At 75.2% G+C, this 19,637-nt stretch carries 18 protein-coding genes; 6 read left to right on the forward strand and 12 right to left on the reverse strand.

Going from position 1 to position 19,637, the window contains the following annotated elements:
- Position 1: 1 nt before the first annotated feature.
- On the reverse strand, positions 2-982 hold the full coding sequence (locus ACH443_RS11985; protein WP_430590428.1) for an aldo/keto reductase: 981 nt from the start codon (positions 980-982) through the stop codon (positions 2-4).
- A 91-nt stretch (positions 983-1,073) separates the two neighbouring features.
- Here ACH443_RS11985 and ACH443_RS11990 point away from each other — a divergent pair, with 91 nt between their 5' ends.
- From ACH443_RS11990 to ACH443_RS12000, 3 genes are all read left to right on the forward strand, one after another.
- Positions 1,074-2,558: a PLP-dependent aminotransferase family protein gene (locus ACH443_RS11990; RefSeq protein WP_430590429.1), complete on the forward strand. Its 1,485-nt coding sequence runs from the start codon at positions 1,074-1,076 to the stop codon at positions 2,556-2,558.
- A 70-nt stretch (positions 2,559-2,628) separates the two neighbouring features.
- Positions 2,629-3,069, forward strand: coding sequence for an ATP-binding protein (locus ACH443_RS11995; protein ID WP_430557490.1), 441 nt, complete (start codon positions 2,629-2,631; stop codon positions 3,067-3,069).
- Positions 3,066-3,563, forward strand: a complete 498-nt coding sequence (locus ACH443_RS12000) for a DUF4143 domain-containing protein (RefSeq protein ID WP_430590430.1) — start codon at positions 3,066-3,068, stop codon at positions 3,561-3,563. The genes ACH443_RS11995 and ACH443_RS12000 overlap by 4 nt, the downstream gene beginning before the upstream one ends.
- A 38-nt stretch (positions 3,564-3,601) precedes the next feature.
- On the opposite strand, the gene ACH443_RS12005 is transcribed toward ACH443_RS12000, so the two are convergent.
- From ACH443_RS12005 to ACH443_RS12015, 3 genes are read right to left on the reverse strand one after another with little or no spacing between them, the layout of a single operon-like run.
- Positions 3,602-4,207, reverse strand: a complete 606-nt coding sequence (locus ACH443_RS12005; RefSeq protein WP_430590431.1) for a nitroreductase family protein — start codon at positions 4,205-4,207, stop codon at positions 3,602-3,604.
- A gap of 44 nt (positions 4,208-4,251) precedes the next feature.
- Positions 4,252-6,432: a YhgE/Pip family protein gene (locus ACH443_RS12010; protein WP_430590432.1), complete on the reverse strand. Its 2,181-nt coding sequence runs from the start codon at positions 6,430-6,432 to the stop codon at positions 4,252-4,254.
- The gene (locus ACH443_RS12015) at positions 6,429-7,343 is read right to left on the reverse strand and encodes a hypothetical protein (RefSeq protein WP_430590433.1); all 915 of its coding nucleotides are present in this window, start codon (positions 7,341-7,343) and stop codon (positions 6,429-6,431) included. The genes ACH443_RS12010 and ACH443_RS12015 overlap by 4 nt, the downstream gene beginning before the upstream one ends.
- A 94-nt stretch (positions 7,344-7,437) precedes the next feature.
- Between ACH443_RS12015 and ACH443_RS12020 the strand changes: the two genes are divergently transcribed.
- Positions 7,438-8,076 carry a TetR family transcriptional regulator gene (locus ACH443_RS12020; RefSeq protein WP_430590434.1) on the forward strand — a complete coding sequence of 213 codons (639 nt, stop codon included), beginning with the start codon at positions 7,438-7,440 and terminating at the stop codon, positions 8,074-8,076.
- A gap of 18 nt (positions 8,077-8,094) precedes the next feature.
- Here ACH443_RS12020 and ACH443_RS12025 read toward each other — a convergent pair whose 3' ends face one another.
- From ACH443_RS12025 to ACH443_RS12040, 4 genes are all read right to left on the reverse strand, one after another.
- Entirely contained in the window at positions 8,095-11,130 is a 3,036-nt protein-coding gene (locus tag ACH443_RS12025; RefSeq protein WP_429766735.1) for an FAD-binding and (Fe-S)-binding domain-containing protein, read from the reverse strand.
- A 130-nt stretch (positions 11,131-11,260) separates the two neighbouring features.
- Positions 11,261-12,319 carry a TetR/AcrR family transcriptional regulator gene (locus ACH443_RS12030; RefSeq protein WP_430590435.1) on the reverse strand — a complete coding sequence of 353 codons (1,059 nt, stop codon included), beginning with the start codon at positions 12,317-12,319 and terminating at the stop codon, positions 11,261-11,263.
- 83 nt (positions 12,320-12,402) lie between these two features.
- The gene (locus ACH443_RS12035) at positions 12,403-13,218 is read right to left on the reverse strand and encodes an ABC transporter permease (RefSeq protein ID WP_429766732.1); all 816 of its coding nucleotides are present in this window, start codon (positions 13,216-13,218) and stop codon (positions 12,403-12,405) included.
- On the reverse strand, positions 13,215-14,207 hold the full coding sequence (locus tag ACH443_RS12040) for an ATP-binding cassette domain-containing protein (RefSeq protein WP_430590436.1): 993 nt from the start codon (positions 14,205-14,207) through the stop codon (positions 13,215-13,217). Before ACH443_RS12040 ends, ACH443_RS12035 begins: the two co-directional genes overlap by 4 nt.
- Before the next feature lie 138 nt (positions 14,208-14,345).
- On the opposite strand from ACH443_RS12040, the gene ACH443_RS12045 reads away from it, so the two are divergent.
- Entirely contained in the window at positions 14,346-15,407 is a 1,062-nt protein-coding gene (locus ACH443_RS12045; RefSeq protein ID WP_430590437.1) for an NAD-dependent epimerase/dehydratase family protein, read from the forward strand.
- Here ACH443_RS12045 and ACH443_RS12050 read toward each other — a convergent pair.
- Positions 15,387-15,932: a MarR family winged helix-turn-helix transcriptional regulator gene (locus ACH443_RS12050; RefSeq protein ID WP_430590438.1), complete on the reverse strand. Its 546-nt coding sequence runs from the start codon at positions 15,930-15,932 to the stop codon at positions 15,387-15,389. The genes ACH443_RS12045 and ACH443_RS12050 overlap by 21 nt on opposite strands.
- Before the next feature lie 135 nt (positions 15,933-16,067).
- On the opposite strand from ACH443_RS12050, the gene ACH443_RS12055 reads away from it, so the two are divergent.
- Positions 16,068-16,700 carry an FMN-dependent NADH-azoreductase gene (locus ACH443_RS12055; protein ID WP_430590439.1) on the forward strand — a complete coding sequence of 211 codons (633 nt, stop codon included), beginning with the start codon at positions 16,068-16,070 and terminating at the stop codon, positions 16,698-16,700.
- A 115-nt stretch (positions 16,701-16,815) separates the two neighbouring features.
- Here the strand turns inward: ACH443_RS12055 and ACH443_RS12060 are convergent, their stop codons facing one another.
- The 3 genes from ACH443_RS12060 to ACH443_RS12070 all read right to left on the reverse strand — a co-directional run bounded on the left by ACH443_RS12060 (position 16,816) and on the right by ACH443_RS12070 (position 19,504).
- The gene (locus ACH443_RS12060) at positions 16,816-17,259 is read right to left on the reverse strand and encodes an OsmC family peroxiredoxin (RefSeq protein WP_429766724.1); all 444 of its coding nucleotides are present in this window, start codon (positions 17,257-17,259) and stop codon (positions 16,816-16,818) included.
- 120 nt (positions 17,260-17,379) lie between these two features.
- On the reverse strand, positions 17,380-18,861 hold the full coding sequence (locus ACH443_RS12065; RefSeq protein WP_430590440.1) for a hypothetical protein: 1,482 nt from the start codon (positions 18,859-18,861) through the stop codon (positions 17,380-17,382).
- A gap of 61 nt (positions 18,862-18,922) precedes the next feature.
- Positions 18,923-19,504: an RNA polymerase sigma factor gene (locus ACH443_RS12070; RefSeq protein WP_430590441.1), complete on the reverse strand. Its 582-nt coding sequence runs from the start codon at positions 19,502-19,504 to the stop codon at positions 18,923-18,925.
- Positions 19,505-19,637 lie beyond the last annotated feature (133 nt).

A 19,637-nucleotide genomic window follows, 5' to 3' on the forward strand; every position in this document is an offset into this window, starting at 1 on the left:
GTCAGACGGCGTCGAGACGCGCACGCACGTCGTCGTCGAGGTCGAGGTCCGCCGCACCCAGCAGCTCGTCGAGCTGCGCGACGCTGCTCGCCCCGACGACCGGGACCACGGGCACGTCGCCGCCGAGGAGCCAGGCGAGCACCACCTGGTGGGGCGTGGCGCCGATCTCGGCCGCGACCTCGCGCAGCACGCGCAGCCGCTCGTGCGTCGTCGGGTGGTCGAAGCCGTCCCACAGCGGCTTGTCGTCGCGCACCAGCGCGCCCTGCATGAGCGGCGAGTAGGCGACGACGGCGAGCGGGTGCTCGGTCGCGGCCGACGCGCCGGCGTAGTCGAGCAGCTCGTACGACGCCCAGTTGTGCCGGCCGACGTCGGGCCGCGGGTACGGGTAGGTGAGCTGCTGCTGCACCAGGCCGTACGGCGCGACGCCCTGGCGACGGGCCTCCTCGCGCGCCTCGACGACGCGGTGCAGCGCGACGTTGGAGATGCCGCCGATCCCGATCAGCCCCTCCGCCTGGAGCTTGCCGAACGCGCCGACGGTCTCGGCGAGCGGGGTGTCGTAGTCGTCGACGTGGCCGTAGTAGGCGTCGATGTGGTCGACACCGAGGTGGCGCAGGCTCTCGCGCGCCTCCCACGCGATGGTCTCCGCGCCGAGCCCCTGGTAGTTCGTCGGCGGCACGTGCTGCAGCGGCAGGTTCGGGTCCTTCTTGGCGGCGCCCACCTTGGTGGCGATGCGCAGCTCGTCACGGTTCCCCCGGTCGGCGAGCCAGCGGCCGATGACGTCCTCGCTGTCGCGGCCGTGCCCGCCACCCCAGCCGTTGTAGTTGTTCGCGGTGTCGAGGAACGTGCCGCCGGCCTCGACGAAGCGGTCGAGGACCGCGCGAGCGGTCTCCTCGTCGGTGCGGGTGCCGAACCACATGGTGCCGAGGCACAGCGTGCTGACCTCGAAGGACGTGGTGCCGTCACCGATGGTGCGGTAGCGCATGGTGTCTCCCTGTCGCGTGGCGCCGGGGCGGTCCCCCGGCTGACACCCACGACGCTAGATGCCGATCGGTCCGGGTGTACCGTCCAATTTCATGGCAACTACCCAGACCAATCCCGTGCTGGCGTGGGACACCGTCCTCGACCTCGGGGACGACGACGCCCCGCTGGTCGCGCGCGTCGAGCGCGCCGTGCGGGACGCCGTGCACGCGGGCCGGGTCCCCGGCGGGGCGGCGCTGCCGCCGTCGCGCGCCCTCGCGGAGACGCTGGGGGTGTCCCGGTGGGTCGTGACGGAGGTGTACGGCCAGCTCGTCGCGGAGGGGTTCTGCGAGGCCCGCGTCGGGTCGGGCACCCGGATCGCGGCCGGCGCGGCTTCGCACGCCACGCCGAAGCACCCGACGGCGCGCCCGACGTCGTCCGGCGCCGCCCCCGCGCGCCGCGCCCGCCTGGACCTCGCGCCCGGCGTCCCCGACCTGCGGCACGTGCCCCGGGCGGCCTGGCTGCGGGCGCTGCGCGACGCCCTGGCCGACACCCCCGACGCCGATCTGGGCGCCCCGCACCCGGCCGGCCACCCGGCGGCCCGCGGCGCCGTCGTCGCGTACCTGGCGCGTGCCCGCTCCACGTGCGCCGGGCCCGACGACGTCCTCGTGACGCACGGCGCCACCGACGGCATGACCCGCCTCGCCCGCGCGCTGCGCTCCGCCGGCCACCGGGCGATCCTGGTCGAGGACCCGAGCTGGGGGCGGCTGCGCGACGTCGCGCGCGACGCCGGCCTGGTCCCGGTACCGGTGCCCGTCGACGACCGTGGGGTGGACGTGGCCGAGCTCGCCGCGTCCGCCGTGCGGACCGGCGCCCGCGCCGCGCTGGTCGCGCCGGCGCACCAGTTCCCCACCGGCGTGGCCCTCGCGCCCGAGCGGCGCGACGCGCTCGTGTCGTGGGCGCGCGCCGTCGACGGCCTGGTGGTCGAGGACGACTACGACGCCGAGTTCCGCTACGACCGGCGCCCGGTCGCGGCGCTGCAGGGTCACGACCCGGGTCGGGTCGCCCTGCTCGGGTCGCTCAGCAAGACCGTCTCCCCCGCGTTCGGGCTCGGCTGGCTGGTGCTGCCGCCGCGCTGGCGGGCGCGCCTGGGGACGGACGCGGGCGGCCCCGCGCCGTCGACCCTCGACCAGCTCGCGCTCGCCCGGTTCCTCACGGGGGGCGGCTACGAGCGGCACCTGCGGGCCGCCCGCGGCAGGTTCCGCCGCCGTCGTGCCGCCCTGCTCGCCGCGCTCGACGACGCGCTGCCCGGCCTGCCGGTGACGGGCCTGGCGGCCGGGCTGCACGTGGTGCTCGGTCTGCCCGACGGCGTCGCCGCCGCCGACGTCGTCCGCGCGGCCGCGGCGCGCGACGTCGCCGTCGCCGACCTGCGCCGCTACCGCGTCACGGCGGCGCCGCTGCCCGCGGCCCCGCAGGAGGCAATCGTCGTCGGGTACGGCAACCTCGCCGACGCGCGGGTCGACGAGGCAGTCACGGCGCTCGCCGGGGCGGTGCGGGCCGCGACGACGCCTCGAGACATCGCGGGAGTGCTACCTCGTTGAACGTCAGAGTGATACTCGAGAGATCGCAGAAGTGATACTCAGATCATCGCAGAAGTGATATCTATCCACGATGAGCGGCTATACCAGGCGCATGGTCGACAGTCTCCTGCTCGACTCGCTCGACACTTTCGGGGCGGTGATCATCGAGGGGCCCCGCGCCGTGGGCAAGACGACCACCGGGCTTCAGCTCGCCAAGAGCTCCGTCCGCCTCGACTCGTCTCCGGAACTCTCCGGACTGGCTGAGGCGTCCCCTCGAAGCGTCCTCACAGGCGACACGCCTCGGCTGATCGACGAATGGCAGCTCGCGCCCACTCTGTGGAACGCCGTCCGGCACGAGGTGGACCAGCGCGGAGCGCCCGGTCAGTTCATCCTCACCGGGTCCGCGACTCCTGCCGACGATGTCACCCGGCACAGCGGCGCAGGACGCTTCCGGCGCGTCACGCTCCGACCGATGTCCCTGGCGGAGAGCGGTGAGGGCACCAATGATGTCGCGCTGTCGGCGATGCCTTGAGCCGTGTCTTCGTCGTCGAGGAGCAGCCCGCCTGGGCACCCCAACTCCGCTCGCGCGTCCGGCTGCGCACCCAGCCGAAGTGGCATTTCGTCGATCCTTCCCTCGCCGCCGCCGCTCTCGGCGCCACCACGCGCACGTTGCTCGGCGACCTCAACACCCTCGGCCTGCTGTTCGAGTCCCTGTGCATCCGTGACCTACGCGTGTACTCCCAGGCGCTCGGTGGCACCGTCTACCACTACCGCGACGAGGTCGGTCTCGAGGTCGACGCCGTCGTCGAGATCGCAGACGGTCGATGGGCCGCGTTCGAGGTCAAGCTCGGCGGCACAGCGCACATCGACACCGCGGCGGCCCATCTCACCGCGCTCGCGAAGAAGGTCTCGGCCCAGCGCGCCGACCAGCTCACCTCACTGAACGTCCTCACAGCAGGAACCACCAGCTACACACGGCCCGACGGCGTGAACGTGGTTGCCCTCGGCCACCTGGGCGGCGCGTAGGCGTCCCACCGATCCGTCGGGGCGTGACAGTCCGGCCGTCACCACCGCCCGCGGTGCACGACGTCCTCCAACGGCTTGCGACGGCGGCGCGTCGGGGAGCCCTTGGCCCCGCCGTCGGCGGGGTGCCCGACGGCGACCACCCCGGTCTGGACCCACGCGTCGGGGATGCCGAACGCCTCGCGGAACGCCGGCATCTCGCCCGCGCCGACGCCGAAGAAGCACGCGCCCAGGCCCTCGTCGACCGCCGTCTGGAGCATGAGCAGCGACGCCATGCCCGCGTCGACGTGCCAGTACGGCACGGGCCAGCGCGCCTCGTCGCGGTCGGTCCACCCCTTGTCGGCCTCGGCGTACCGGCCGAGGTAGGCGTCCTTGGAACACAGCGCCACGACGAGCACCGGGGCGGTGCGCATGCCCGCCAGCCAGGCGGACATGTCACGCTCGGAGTCCGCCGGGGTCGCGGCGGACCAGAACCGTTCGCGGTCCGCCGCCTCCGTGAGGACGAGGAACGACCAGCCCTGCGAGAACCCCGCGCTGGGGGCGCGCACGGCGTTGCGCACCAGCCGGTCCACCGTCTCGGGCGGCACGGGCTCGTCCGTGAACCGCCGCACCATCCGCCGTCTGCGCACCACGTCCTGGAACTCCACGCGCCCATCCTGCCCCCTTGCCGGACAGGCGGTGCGCGGGGAGGTCAGAGGACGAGCTCGGGCTGCAGCTTCGTCACGGTCCACACACGCTGCCTGCGGGCGGCGAGGGTCGTGAGGCCCAGCGCGACGACGAGGACGCCGAGCAGCACGGTGACGTCGCGCGTGACGGTGGCGAGGTTGCCGCCGTACAGGAGCTGGCGCAGGCCCTCGACGGCGTAGGTCATCGGCATGAACTGGTGCATCGCCTTGAGCGGCTGCGGGATCGTCTGCCAGGGGAACGTGCCGCCCGCGGTGACGAGCTGCACCAGCATCAGCACCAGCCCCAGGAACTGGCCGGCCGCGCCCAGCCAGACGTTGAGCGCCTGGAGGACCGCGACGAACGTGCCCGACACCAGCACGAGGAACAGCGCCGTGAACAGCCCGTAGGACGGCTGGATGTCCAGCGCGAACTTCGTCACGGCGAACATCGCCGCCACCTGCACGACGCCGATCGCGGCTGGGGTGGCCCAGCCGCCCAGCGCCGTCGCGAGCCCCGACCGGCCCGCCGCGAGCGCCCGGGTGGACAGCGGCCGCACCAGCAGGAACAGCACGTACGCGCCGATCCACGTGGCAAGCGACAGGAAGAACGGCGCGAGGCCGGCGCCGTACGTACCCGCCGACGACAGGGCGTCGTTGCGCACCTCCAACGGGTTGCCGATGGTCGACGCCGTGTCCTCGCGCGTCTGGTCGTCGAGGTCGGGGATCTGGCCGAGGCCCTCGGCGAGCCCGTCGCGCAGCTCGGCGATCCCGCTCTTCAGCTCCCCGGAGCCGTCCGCGAGCTTCGTCGTGCCCGAGGCCAGCTCCGCGGCCCCGTCGGACACCTGGCCGGTGCCGTCCGCGAGCCGGTGCACGCCGTCGACGAGCGCGGGCGTGGCGGCGGCGAGCTGGCCCGTGCCGTCGGCGAGCCGGTCGGCGCCGTCCGCCGCCGACGCGATGCCGGCGGTGAGCTGCGGCGTCGCGCCCGCCAGGGTGGCGGCGCCGTCAGCCACCCGCCGGGAGCCGTCCGCGAGCTGGTCGAGCTTCTCGGACGCGCCCTCGACCGTCGTCACGGCCGACTCCACGTCCTTCCGCTGCGCGTCGAGGGCGCCGTCGACGTCGGCGCGCGTGGCGTCGAGGCGGTCGAGCGCCTGCGTGCGGAGGTCGGCGCACTGCGCGGCGAGGTCGGCGGCGTCGTCCGGCACCTGCGCGCACAGGTCGGCGAGCTGCTGGTCGAGGTCCGTGCGCCCCTGGTCGAGGGCGGACGCCGCGTCGGAGCGCGCGCCGTCGAGGGTCGGCAGCACCTGCCCGGCCGCCTCGGCGGCCTCCTGACCGTACTGCGCCACCTGGGCGTTGCCGTCGGCCACCTGGGCGGCGCCGTCGGCGAGCTTCTGGGTCTGCGCGGGCAGGTCGGCCGTCCTGTCCTGCAGCGTCCCGAGGCCGGTCGCGAGCTGCCCCGCGCCGTCGTCGAGCTGTCCGACGGCGGACGCCAGCGTGCCGACCTTGCCGTCCAGGGTCGCGGCGCCGTCCGCCGCCTGCGCCGCGCCGTCGGCGAGCGTGTGCGCGCCGTCGTCCGCGTCCGCGAGGCCGTCGTCGAGCGACGTCGCGCCCGTGAGCAGCTGCTTCGCGCCGTCCACCGCGTCCGCGAGGTTGGTGTGGATGGACGCGAACCCGCGCAGGAACGTGTCGGCCGCCTCGGTGCCGACCTCCTCCGCGATCGAGTCGCGCACCTTCCCCACGATCGTGTCCGAGATGGTGCCCGCGAGGTAGTTGTTCGCGTCGTTCGTGATGAGCGTGAGGCTGGCCTGCTGCGGCTCGAACTCCCCCGCCGACGCGAGGTCGGCGGAGAACGTCGGCCCGATGATCAGGGCCGCGTCGTAGCGGCCGGAGCGCACCCCCGCCTCGGCGTCCGCCTGGGACGTCTCGACCCAGCCGAACCCGCCGTCGTCGAGCAGCTGGTCCGCGACGTCGCGGCCGAAGTCGCGCTCGGTCGTCTCGCCGGTGTCGGCGTCCTTCGTCGTGGTGCCCTCGTCCTGCACGACGACGGCGGCCGGGACCTGCTCGAGCTGCCCGTACGGGTCGTGGTTGGCGAACAGGTACAGCCCCGCGTACAGCGTGGGGATGAGCGCCATCGCGAGGATGGCGAGCTTCGGCAGGCGCCCGGCGGCGAGACGCTTGAGCTCCGAGAGAGCGAGCCGGACCGCGGTCATCGGGCCTCCTCCTGCGGGTCGTCGGCCGGCGTCGCGGCCATGCTGTCGTGGATCGGGGTGTCGTCGATCGGGGTGTCGTCGATCGGAGTGTTGTCGGGGGCCGCGGCGTCGGGCGGGTCGTCGAGCTCCTCCTCCGCGCGGGCGTCGGGGTCGGGGGACGGCTCCAGCTCGTCCTCGACCTCGGGCTCGACGACGGGGCCGGTCTCGGCGGCGGGGAGGACGGCGGTCGCGCCGGGCTCCTCAGCGGGCGCGCCGGGGGTCTCGCGCCGCACGACCTGCGGCGGCTCGTGCAGGGTGGCGCCGCGCGCGGGCGGCAGGTCGACGCCCAGGTCGCGGGCGGACGACCGCGTGCACTGCACGAGCACGCCGAGCCCGGACGCGGCGAGCGTGCGCGCCGTCTCCCACCAGCCGGACGGCTCGCCGCCGTGCCGGTCGGGCAGCGTCAGCACGACGAACCGGACGTCCGGGTTCTCGGTCGCCAGCGCCGCGAGGACGGCGGTGCGCACGACGCCGGGCAGCTGGTCCACCCGCCGCCCGCGGTCCTCGGTGAGGGCGCGCTCCTCGAGCCACCGCGTCACGTCGCGCGGCAGCGACCGGCGGCCGGCGAGGGCCAGGCCCTCAGCGACGACGTCGGCGAGGGACAGGGCGTCGTCGGGCTCGCTGATACCGGGCACGTCGACGACGGCGGTGCGGGCGCGCAGCGCGGGCGGCGGCACGACGGCGCCGTCGAGGCGCACGGTGCCGGACGACGGGACGAACCGCCCGGTCGCGACGAGGGCGAGGGCGGTGTGTCCGTGCCCCGGCTCGCCCGCGACGAGCAGGCACTCCCCCGTCGACCAGGCGAGGTCCGTGGCCTCCAGCATCGGGTCGCGACGCCCGTCGACCCGCACCCCGCTCAGCGTGATCTGCACCCTGCTCCCCGTCCCCCGACACACTGTTGACTTGCGATCAACAACTCTACGACCGCTGTTGACTGATGGTCAATAACGCCGTACAACTGTGCCCATGACCTCCGCCACCCCGCGCCCCCGCACGCGCCACGAGCCGTCGGACCGGCGCCGCCAGCTCCTCGAGGCGGCCGTCGCCGAGGCGGAGGCCGCGGGGCTGGACGCGCTGACGCCGGCGACGGCGGCCGCCCGCGCGGGGGCGTCGAAGGCGCTCGTCTTCCACTACTTCGGGTCCACGACGGCGCTGCGCCGCACGGTCGCGCTCGAGGCGGTGTCCGACCTGGAGCAGACGCTGCTGGCACCCGACGATCGTCCCCTCGCCGACCGCCCGGCGCACGCGATGTCGCTGTTCCTGGGCTCGGTCACGTCGCACCGGCGCGTCTGGGAGGACATCTGGCGCGGCGCGCTCGCCGGCGACGACGCCACCGAGGACGCCCTGCAGCGCGTGCGGACCGCGCTCGTCGCGCGCATGACGACGACGGCCGGCGTCATCGGCTTCACGCCCAGCGACCGGCTGCAGCTCCTGGCCGGCGGGTGGGTGGCGCTGGTCGAGAGCGTCACCGCCGCCTGGCTGGGCGGCAGCGGCATCCCGCGCGACGAGCTCGAGCGGCTGCTGCTCGAGTCCCTCGTCGTCCTCGTCCCGGAGCTCCCTGAGCCCGCGCGCTCCGGCGTCCTCGCCCTCGTCCGCCGTCCCTGACGCTTGTGGGCGCGCGGGTCAGAGGCGCTCGGCGATGACCTCCACGAGCGCCTTGCCCTGCGTGCCCTCGAGCTGCACGGCCTGGGTGCGGCAGGAGAAGCCGTCTGCCACGTACTCGGTGCCCGGCGCGGCCTCGCGCAGCGCGGGCAGCAGCGCGTTCTCCGCCACGGCGACGGACACGTCGTAGTGGCCCTTCTGCATGCCGAAGTTGCCGGCGAGGCCGCAGCAGCCGGCCAGGACCTTGATCTCGGCGCCCGCGGTGCGCAGCAGCGCCTCGTCGGCGTCGAAGCCCATCACGGAGTGCTGGTGGCAGTGCGGCTGCACCACGGCGGTGAGGTCGGACAGGTCGGGCATCTCCCAGCCCGACCCGGCCGCCGGCGCGGTCTCCGGCGAGGTGAACAGCTCCGCCAGGGTGCGGGTCGCGTCCGCGACGGCCTGGGCGCGCGGGTCGTCGGGGAAGAGGTCCAGCAGGTCCGAGCGCAGCACCGCCGTGCACGACGGCTCCAGCCCGAGGATCGGGATGCCGTTGACCGCGTACGGCCCGAGCACGGACAGCAGCTGCGACAGCCTGCGGCGTGCGCCGTCGAGCTGGCCGGTCGAGATCCAGGTGAGCCCGCAGCACGCCTGCTGGTCGGGGACGACGACGTCGTACCCCGCCGCGGTGAGCACCTTCACCGCGGCCTGCGGGACGGAGGGCGCGAGGGCGTCGCTGAACGAGTCCGCCCAGAGCACGACCTTCGGGCGCGATCCCGTGGGGCGGTCGTGCGGCGTCTGGCCGGCGCCCAGGCCGGGCACGCCGTGCGACGCCCAGCCGCGCTTCCACCAGGTGCGGAACGGGATCTCCGCGAACTGCGGCACCTGCCGCCGCGTGTCCATGCCGCCCGCCCACAGCACCGCCTTCGCGATCCACGGCACGCCGAGCACCTTGTTGACGAACCGCGGCATCCCGCCCGCGAGCCGCGCCCAGCGGGGCAGCCAGCCGAGGGCGTAGTGGTCCACGGGGCGCAGCTTCCCCTTGTAGGTACGGTGCAGCACCTCGGACTTGTACTGCGCCATGTCGACGCCTGCCGGGCAGTCGGACGAGCACGCCTTGCAGCTCAGGCACAGGTCGAGCGACTCCCGCACCTCGGGCGCCGTGAGGCCGCCCACGAGGGTGCCGTTGACGGCCTCCTGCAGCACACGCGCCCGCCCGCGGGTCACGTCCTTCTCGTCCTTCGTCGCCTGATAGCTGGGGCACATGAACCCGCCGGAGGCGTGGTTGTCGGCGCGGCACTTGCCCACGCCGACGCAGCGGTGCACGGCGGTCGTGAGGTCGTGGTGGTCGTGCGCGAACGAGAACCCGGTGTGGCCCGCCTTCTTCGCGATGCCGTGCAGCGGGCCCGAGCCCGCCATCCCCCGGTCCCCCACCGGCAGCGTCGAGAGCACGGCCTTCGCCGCGGGGCGGCGCAGGTCGGCGTCGACGGCCGCCGGACGCACGACGACGCCCGGGTTGAGCAGGTCGTCCGGGTCGAACAGCGCCTTGAACCGCTCCATGAGCCGGATCGCCTCGGGCGTGTACATCAGCGGCAGCAGCTCGGAGCGGGCGCGGCCGTCGCCGTGCTCCCCCGACAGCGAGCCGCCGTGGTACGCCACCAGCCGCGCGGCATCGGTCATGAACGTGCGCAGCACGGAGCCCGACGTCTCCATCGGGATGTCGATGCGCAGGTGCACGCAGCCGTCACCGAAGTGCCCGTAGGGCAGCCCGTCGACGCCGTAGCGCTCCATGAGGTCCTCGAGGTCGCGCAGGTACGCGCCCAGGCGCTCGGGCGGGACCGCGGAGTCCTCCCAGCCCGGCCACGCCTGCTCCCCCGCGGGCGTGCGGCCCGCGAGCCCCGCGCCGTCGGCGCGGATCTGCCACATCTTGGTGGCGTCCGGCCCGGCGGGCAGCACCAGCGAGGACAGGGCGGACGACGACGTCACGATCGCCTCTGCCCGCGCGCTCGCCTCGTCCTGGCTCGCGCCGCCGACCTCGATCATCAGCCAGCCCGCGCCCTCGGGCAGCGCCGGCACGGACGCCTCGCCCTTGGCCCTGCGCACGACGTCGACCAGGCGGGCGTCGAGGCCCTCGATCGCGAGCGGCTTGTGGCCGAGCAGGTGCGGGACGTCGTCGGCCGCCGCGGGCATGTCCGGGTAGCCGAGCACGACGAGCGTCGGCGCGGTCGGCACGGGCACCATCCGCAGCGTGGCGCCGAGCACCGTGACCAGCGTGCCCTCGGTGCCCACCAGCGCCTTGGCGAGGTCGGAGCCGTTCTCCGGCAGCAGGTGCTCCAGCGAGTACCCGGACACCTGGCGCCCGAACCGGCCGAACTGGGTGCGGATCAGCGCGAGGTTCTCCCGCACGAGCTCCGCCAGGCCCGGCACGGCGGCGAACGTCGCGTCGCCGCGGCCCGCGGTGAAGCGCCGGCCGCGTCCGTCGACGACGTCGAGCTCCACCACGTTGTCGGCGGTGCGGCCGTAGGCCACGGCGTGCGGGCCGCACGCGTTGTTGCCGATCATCCCGCCGAGCGTCGCGCGGTTCTGCGTGGACGGGTCCGGGCCGAAGCGCAGGCCGTGGGCGGCGCCCGCGCGCTGCAGGGTCGACATCACGGTACCGGGCTCGACGACGGCCGTCCCCGCCTCCGGGTCGACGGAGACCACCTCGTTCAGGTGCCGGGAGAAGTCGAGCACCGCGCCCGTGCCGACCGCGTTGCCGGCCACCGACGTGCCGGCGCCGCGCGCCGTCACCGGGATCTTCAGCTCGCGCAGCACCTCCAGGCCGCGGACCACGTCGCGCGAGCTGCGCGGGAAGGCGACGACGTCGGGCACGACGCGGTAGTTCGAGGCGTCGGTGGAGTACTCCGCGCGCCGCCGGGAGGAGGAGTCGACGTCGCCCGCGATCACCGTCCGCAGCGCGGAGACGACGGCCGCGCGGGCCTCGTCGGCCGCGCGCCTGGCCGCGCTCTCCGCCTCGTCACGGGTGGGCGCGACGTCCGCGCCGCCGTCCGGGGTGGGGGCGTTCCGGGTCTGGGCTGGCACGCGCCGATTCTGCCATCGGAGCCCCCGGGGTGCCGACGCGTCCACGCCGCCGACGCCCCGCCCGCCCCCGTCGAGCAGTCGGTCCGTCGCCGGAAGGGGTCGTCCCCGCGACGGATCGCCTGCCCGGAGGTCAGCCGCGGTCGGCCTTCTCCTGCGCCGCCCGCACGGCCTCGGCCTCCGCCTTCAGGGCGTCACGCTCGGCCTTCTGGAGGTCGCGCACGCGCTTCTGCGCCTCGCGCACCCGCTTCTCGGCCTCCTTGCGCTTCGCGGCGGCCTTCTTGACCTTGGCGTCGGCGGCGTACGCGCCCGCGGTCGCGACGGCGGCGGCCACCTCCGGGTCGTCGCCGGGCGACGCCGCCGGGGCGCGGCCGTCGGGGTGGACGACCGCCGCGTCCCGCGACGCGACGTAGGCGCCCACGCCGTCGAGCGTCCGCTCGAGGCCCCATGCGACGTCGTCGAGCTCGTCCAGGCCGCCGCCGCTGGGGGGCACGTACGTGCCGCGCTCGACCAGCGGGCGCAGGTAGGGGAAGCGCACCTCGTCGACGAGGTGGCGCAGGACGTCGTGGTAGGCGGAGCCCAGGGCGTCGCCGTCGCCGCCCGCCGCGACGACTGCCCGGTCCAGGTCGCGACCCAGGATCGCCGCGTTCCGGACGTAGCCGCTGGTGAGCAGGATCGTCGCGATCTTCTCGTCGTCGTCCAGCGGCGTGGAGCGCAGCGCGCGCAGCCCGGCGTCGAGCACGCGCAGGTTGGCCGGGGTCATCGGGGCGCCGGTGACGGGGATGTCGAGCACCCAGGTGTGCTTGCGGAAGACCGCGAGGGTGAACAGCGCCCACTCCCGCAGCTCGGCGCGCCAGTCCGCCGGCTCGTGCGCGGGCGGGAACTCGACGTCGATGGCGACCTCCTGCATGAGCAGCAGCAGGTCGTCCTTGCTGGTGACGTACCGGTACAGCGACATCGTGGTGAAGCCGAGGCTCTTGGCGACGCGCGCCATGGAGACGCCGGCGAGGCCCTCGGCGTCCGCGATCTCGACGGCGGCCTCGACGATGCGCTCGATGCTCAGCTCCCGGCGGGGCACGCGCTCCGGCCGTTCCGCCACGCCCCAGGCCAGCGCGAGGCGCGGCGGCAGCTCCGGCACGTCGGGCCCGGGCGGGTCGGTCTCCGGCAGGTCCGTCTCCGGCGTGTCCGTCATGGGTTCATCATCCCCGAATCTCCCGTCGGTCGAGCCTGTCGAGACCCGGGACGCGGTCCCGACAGGCTCGTCCGCCATCAGGATCAGCGGGCGGTCCGACGGCGGTACAGGCGGCCGCCGGCGACGACGCTCGCCGCGAGGAAGCCCACCAGCCACACGCACGCGGTGACGATCGTGCCGGCGTCGGGGCTGCCCATGAGCAGGCCGCGCACCGACTCGATGATCGGCGTGAACGGCTGGTGCTCGGCGAAGCCGTGCAGCCAGTCCGGCATGGTGTCGACGGGCACGAACCCCGAGCTGAGGTACGGCACGAACAGGAAGATCATGTTCACCGACATCGACGCCTCGACGCTGAGCACGAGGCCGAGGGTGACGCTGAGCCACGTGAAGGTCAGCACCGACAGGACCGCGAACCCGGCGAAGCCCAGCCAGCCGGCGAGGCCTGCGGCCGGGTCGAACCCGTAGGCGAGCGCCACCAGCAGCACGACCGCGGCCGAGGCGAGGTTGCGCACGACGCTCGCGACCACGTGCCCCCACAGCGCGGACGGCCCGAAGATCGGCAAGGTCTTGAAGCGGTCGATCGTGCCCGTGGCCATGTCCTGGGCCACGCCGGTGGCCGCGGTGGCGGAGTTCATGCCCAGGCACATGATGAGCACGCCGGGCACGACGTAGTCGATGTACTCGCCCCCGGTGCCGCCCGCGATCGCCCCGCCGAAGATGACGACGAACACGGTCATGATCAGCACGGGCAGCGCGAACGCGGTGATGAGGCCGTCGATCGAGCGCAGGGAGCGGCGCGCCTCGCGCCGGGTCATGGTGGCGACGTCGCGCAGCGGCGCGCGCGTGGCGCGGACGGGGGCGGGTGCCGTCGGCCTCGCCGGGGCCAGGGTGGTGGTCATCGCAGCGCCTCCTCAGGGGCGGTCTGGTCCGTGGTGCCGGTCGTGCGGTCGGTGGCGGCGCTGCCGGTGAGCGCCAGGAAGACGTCGTCGAGGGTGGGCTTGACCACGCTCACGCCCGCGACGGCGAGGCCGCGGGACTCGGCCCGCTCGAGGACGTCACGGATGGCGCGGACGGGCTCGGCGCTCGGGAAGGTCAGCGCGAGCGCCCGGAGGTCCTCCTCGGCGGCGTCGAGGCCGACGACGCCGAGCTCGCGCGCGGTGGCGAGGCTCGCGGCGTCGTCGAACGTCACGCGCACGTGGTCCCCGGCGACGAGGGTCTTGAGCTCCTCGGCCGTGCCGCGCGCCGCGATGGTGCCCTGGGCGAGGACGGCGATCGTGTCGGCGAGCCGGTCGGCCTCCTCGAGGTACTGGGTGGTGAGCAGGATCGTGGTGCCGTCGGCCGCGAGGCCCCGCACCACCTCCCAGAGCTGGGAGCGCGACGCCGGGTCGAGCCCCGTGGTGGGCTCGTCGAGCACCAGCACGGCCGGGTCGGCGACGAGGCTGATGGCCAGGTCGAGGCGGCGGCGCATGCCGCCGGAGTAGGTGCCGACCCGGCGGCGGGCGGCGTCGGTCAGGTCGAAGCGCTCCAGGAGCTGGTGGGCCCGACGGCGCACGACGCGCTTCGGCAGGTGGGCGAGGTCGGCCATCATGACGAGGTTCTCCTCCCCCGTCTGGAACTCGTCGACGCTCGCGTACTGGCCGGTCAGCGCGATGCTGCGCCGCACCGCGGCGGGCTGCTTCACGACGTCGGCGCCGGCGATGGTGGCCGTGCCGCCGTCCGGCTGCACCAGCGTGGTGAGGATGTTGACGGTGGTGGTCTTGCCCGCGCCGTTCGGCCCGAGCAGCGCGAAGATCTCGCCGCGTCGGACGGCGAGGTCGACGCCGCGCAGGACGGCGGTGCGTCCGTAGGACTTGCGCAGCCCCCGCACCGCGATCATCGGGTCGTTCATGGCCGTTCCCCTCGGTCGGTCTGTGTATGACATACACGAGCGTACGGCATACACAACGTGTTGGCCATACACATCGTGTCTCCGATACACGCGGGCCCTGCACGCGCGCCGCGCCGCCACCGCGGCTACGGTCGGACCGTGCGCGTCGTCGTCGTGGGAGCCAGCGGAAACGTCGGGACGGCCGTGCTGGGCGCACTCGCCCGCGAACCCGCCGTGACCTCGGTCGTCGGCGTCGCCCGGCGCGTGCCGCGCGCCGACGGCAGCAGCACGGTCACCTACCCGCACTCCGCCGCCGAGTGGGTCCGCGTCGACCTCACCGACACCGCGGACGCCGTCGTGCGCGGCCTCGACCGGGCGTTCCTCGGGGCCGACGCCGTCATCCACCTCGCCTGGGCGCCGCCGTCCGCCCGCGACTCCGGGCAGGCCCGACGCCTCAACCTCGACGGCTCGCGGGCCGTCGCCGACGCCGTCGTGCGCGGCGGGGTGCCGCACCTTGTGTTCGGCTCGACCTCCGGCGTCTACTCCCCCGGCCCCCCGGACGGCGGCCTCGTCGGCGAGGACTGGCCGCGGCGCGGCGTGCGCACGTCGTCGTACTCCGTGCAGAAGGCCGCCGTCGAGCGGATGCTCGACGACGTCGCCGAGCGGCACCCGGGGCTGGTCGTGACCCGCGTACGCCCCGCGCTCATGCTGCAGCGCGAGGCCGGCGCCGAGCTCGCGCGCTACTTCCTGGGGCCGCTCGGCACCCGCGCGCTGCGGCTCGCCGCGAAGCGCGCCCCCGAGGGGGCGCTGCTGCCCGCGGTGCCCGCGCTCGCCGGGCTCCGCCTGCAGGTGATGCACGTCGACGACGCCGCCGACGCGTACCGCGCCGTCGTCGTCGGCCGCCATCCCGGGGCGTTCAACCTGGCGCCCGAGGGCTGGCTGACGTCGGCCGACCTCGCCGACACGCTCTCCGGCGGCCGCAGCGTCGAGGTCTCGCCCGAGGTCGCGCGGACCGGGCTGACGGTCGCCTCCCGGCTGCGCCTCGCGCCGATCGACGTGGGCTGGTTCGACATGGCCCGCGCCGACGTCGTCCTCGACGCGACGCGCGCCCGCGAGCTGCTGCGCTGGGAGCCCGCCCACGACCCGCGCGACGTGCTGCGCGAGACGGTCGAGGGCGTCATCGCCGGCACGGGCGCCGGCTCACCGCCCCTGCTCGGCTGACTCCGCGGGGAGCGGTCCGCAGCCGGTGCCGCGGGCCCGCTCGCCGCACGCGAGCGCCGGGTCGATCGTGCGCACGACGACGTCGGCGGCCACGCCGAGCGCCGCGAGCTGATCGTCGTCGAGGGCGTCCACCACGAGGCGGCGCACCTCCCGGACGTGCCCCGGGGCGGCCGCCACGAGCTTGTCCCAGCCCACGTCCGTGAGCCGGGCCTCCATCCGCCGCCGCCCGTCGGAGCACGCGCTGCGCTCGACCAGGCTGGACCGCTCGAGGCGACCGACGGCGTGCGACAGCCGGGACAGCGAGCCGCGCGAGAGCGCCGCCAGGTCGGACATACCGAGGGTGCGCCCGGGCGCCTCACCCAGGGCGACGAGCACGTGGTACTCGAACAGGTTGAGCCCGGAGTCCGCGCGCAGCTGCGCGTCGAGCGTGGCGGGCAGGGTCATGAGAAGCGCGGCTACCGACGACCAGCTCCGCTGCTGATCGTCGTCGAGCCACACCGGGGCGTCGGTCGGTGCGGACGGCATACCCCATCCTAGGCCGACTTGAACCGTCTACACCGTCCGGGTACGTTGATATTGAACGTTCAAGACGACGTTCTCCCCAGCGCTGTGCCCGTCCGCCGCCCGTGCGCCGGCGACCCCCACCGGAGGAACCACCCCATGACGCTTCTTCGTCTCGACGCCAGCATCCAGGGCGACCGGTCCGCGAGCGCCGCCCTCGCGGACACCGTGGTCGCGGAAGTCATGGCCGCCCGCCCCGGCACCGCCGTCGTCTCCCGGCACCTGGGCAAGGACCCGCTGCCCGCGGACGCCTGGGCCCACGCCACCTCGGGCGGCTTCGTCGCCGAGTCCGAGCGCACCCCGCAGCAGCGGGCCGCCCTCGACCTCGCCGCGGCCCTGGCCGACGAGGTCCGCGCCGCGGACGCCTTCGTCCTCGCCATGCCGCTGTACAACTACGGCGTCTCGCAGCACGCCAAGACCTGGATCGACCTCGTCACGACCGGCGCGGGCGCGGGAGTGCCCGTGCTCGAGGGCAAGCCCACGGTGCTCGTCACCACCCGTGGCGGCTCCTACGGCGAGGGCAGCCCGCGCGCCGGCTGGGACCACAACACCGACTACCTGCGCCGCATCCTCGCGGACCTCTGGCTGGCGGACCTCACCGTGGTCGAGCGCGAGTTCACGCTGGTGGGCGTCAACCCCGCCCTGGACGAGTTCTCCGACGTCGCCGCCGTCATGGCCAAGCAGGCCGAGCAGGACGCCGTCGCGGCCGGGCGAGCGCTCGCCGCCCGCTGAACGCCGAGATAGAGAAGCTGGACCCGCGAGATAGAGAGGGGGACCGGACCACTGGTGTGGTGGCCCGGTCCCCCTCTCTATCTCGCGGGTCCAGCTTCTCTATCTCGGCGGGGGGTCAGCCCTCGAAGGTCACGTCCAGCGTGATCTCGCCGACGCCCGCGAGCGCCTTCGAGACCGGGCAGCCGGCCTTCGCGGCCTCGGCGGCGGCGCGGTACGCGTCGGCGTCGATGCCGGCGGCCGAGCCCACCACGGTGAGGTTGATCTTCGAGATCTCGAGGCCGCCGCCGGCGGCCGGGGTCAGGGTGACGTCGGCGGTCACGTCGGTCTTGCCGGGCGTGCCGCCCGCGTTCGCGACCTCGAGCGAGAACGCCATCGCGAAGCACGACGAGTGCGCGGCGGCGATGAGCTCCTCCGGGCTGGTGACACCCTCCGCGGCGTCCGCCGTCCGGCGGGGGAACGAGACGTCGAACGCCCCGACGCCGGAGCTGGCGAGCTCGACCCGGCCGGAGCCCTTCTGGATGTCGCCGTTCCAGGCGGTGCGTGCGGTACGGGTGGACATAGGAGATCTCCTTCGTGCTCCGGGACAGGTCACGACGACCGTAACCCGCACCCGCACCTCGCGTCAGGGAGCGCCCGCGTGGTGGCGGTCACGTCCGGGCGACGGCGTCCGCCACGGGCCTCACCGCGGGGCCGAGAAGTCCATCGCGTCGTCCACGACGGCGACGACGGACCACGCGTTGCCGTCGGCGTCGGACAGCTCGTACGCCGGGACGAGCACGACCGAGCCGTCGTCCTGCGTCTGCTGCGCCAGGCCGAGCCGTGCGTCGGTGATCTCGACGTCGGAGACCGGCCAGTCCACCGGGTCGCCGGCGGCGGGCGGCGCGGGGGGCGCGGTCGGCTCGGTCCCGTCCTCCTCGGACGCAGCCCACATCTTCTCCTCGTCGGCGTACACGACCGGCCAGGCCGCGCCGGAGAACCGCGGGTCGCCGAGGCGCTGCACCGCCTCGGCCGGGCTGATCACGGGGTACTCGCCGAGGTCCTCGGTGGTGGCGAGGAACCCGTCGAGCCAGGCGACGCCCTCCTCCCCGACGGTGGCGCTCCACTGGGCGCCGGTCCGGCTGCCGTCGACCACCTGGGAGGCGGTGACCCAGCGGCTGGGGTCGCCGTCGGTCTTCTCGCCCACCTCGATCTCGAACGTGTCGGGGTCCACGCCGAGGCTCCGCATGACGTCGGTGAGCGCGTCGCGCGCCTCCCGGTCGCCGACGGACGACGTCGCCGGCTCGTCGCAGGCGGGCTCGGTGCCCTCCTCGTCGTCCCCTCCGTCGCTGCGCGCGGCGACGTCCTCGCACTGCCACGGGTCGGCGCCGGGGTCGTTGTAGCCGAACGTCGCGCTGCCGTCGGCGGACAGCCAGACGTGCGAGCCGCTGCCGTCCTGGGGCCCCACGGTCCAGCCGTAGTCCCACCGCGGCTCCCCCTCGACCCCGAGCGTCTGCGCGAGCCGCGCGGCCCCCTCGCGGGTAGCCACGCCGGTCGCGTCGAACGCGAACGCCGAGGCCGTCCCGCCCTCGGTGGACAGCCCGTCCGCGTGGAAGACGGCCCGGCCGGAGGTGGCCCAGCTCGGCATGGTGGAGGCGGTGTCCGCCGACCCGGCGGCGTCGCTCGCGCCCGCGCTGTCCTCGGCGGCGCCCATCGCCGCGCCGCCGGCTGCGGCGTCGTCCCCGGCCGCCCCGGCGGCCCGGCCGCCGCCGTTCAGCACGACCGGGGCGTCAGCGGACGCGGACGCGCCGGGCGCGGCAGCGCCGCCGAGGGCGTACCCGCCCACGCCCACCGCCGCGAGCACCACGACGCCCGCGGCGGCCAGCCACGGCGTGCGGCGCCGCCCGCGGCGCGCGGCGAGCTCGTCGCCCTCCTTGCCACCGGTCAGGTCGTCCCCGGGCCTGTCGGCGGCGGAAGCGTCGCCGTCACCGGCCAGCCGGGCGTCGACCTTCGCCCGCAGCCCCGCACCGACCGCCCCCGCCCCCGCGGCCGGGTCGGCCGCCCGCAGGCGGGCGAACGCCTCGTCGGCGCGGTCGTCGCGGTCGTCGCGCGGCCCTGCCGGAGTGGCGGGCTCCCCCTGGGTCGCGTCACCGCGCACCTCGTCCTGGCCCTCGTCCCGGCTCATGATGTCCTCCCGGCCCTGCGGCCCGCCGGCCCGGCGGGCGTCTCGCACCCCGTCTGTGTCGTCACCGCGCGCCCGCTTGCGCCGCGGCGTCGCCCTCGCCCGCTGCGTCGTCCTCACCCGTGCCGTCGTCGGCCGCCGCCTCGGCGTCCCAGGCGGCGCGCAGCCGCGCCCGCGCGCGGGACAGCGCGGCGTCGGCTCCCCCGCGCGAGACTCCCAGCACCTGCGCCAGCCCGTCGCCGCCGACGCCGTCCCACGCGACGAGGAGGAGCACCTGCCGGTCGCGCGGCGAGAGGCGCGCGAGGACCGCGCGCACGCGGTCGTCGTCGACGGCGAGCGCCGCAGGGTCGACGTCGTCGGGCACCTCCGGCACCACCGCGACGGGCGTCGGCCGAGCCTTGCGGCGGTGGTTGGCCAGGACGAAGCCGGCGGTCCGGTAGAGCCACGGCAGCTCCGCCCCGCGCGGCACGTCCGCCCGGCGGCGCCAGGCGGTGGCGAGGACGTCGGCGGCCAGGTCCTCCGCCTCCGCCCCGCCCGTGGGGAGGCGCCGCACGAGGTAGCGGTGCACCGCCCCCGCGTGCGCGGCGAAGAGGTCGTCGAACCACGCCGTGTCGTCGTCGACACGCGCCGTCTCGTCCGGGTCCACCGGGCCTCCTGCGGTCCTGGGCGCGCGAGGGCGCGCGCCACCCCTCGACGCGACTGTGTCGCCGCACCCCGCGGTCTTGCACCCGCGCGCGCCGACATCACCCGCAGATTCATCCCTCCGACCGCGCCGCGCG

Source organism: Isoptericola sp. NPDC019571, assembly GCF_044389385.1.
GTDB lineage: Bacteria > Actinomycetota > Actinomycetes > Actinomycetales > Cellulomonadaceae > Isoptericola > Isoptericola nanjingensis.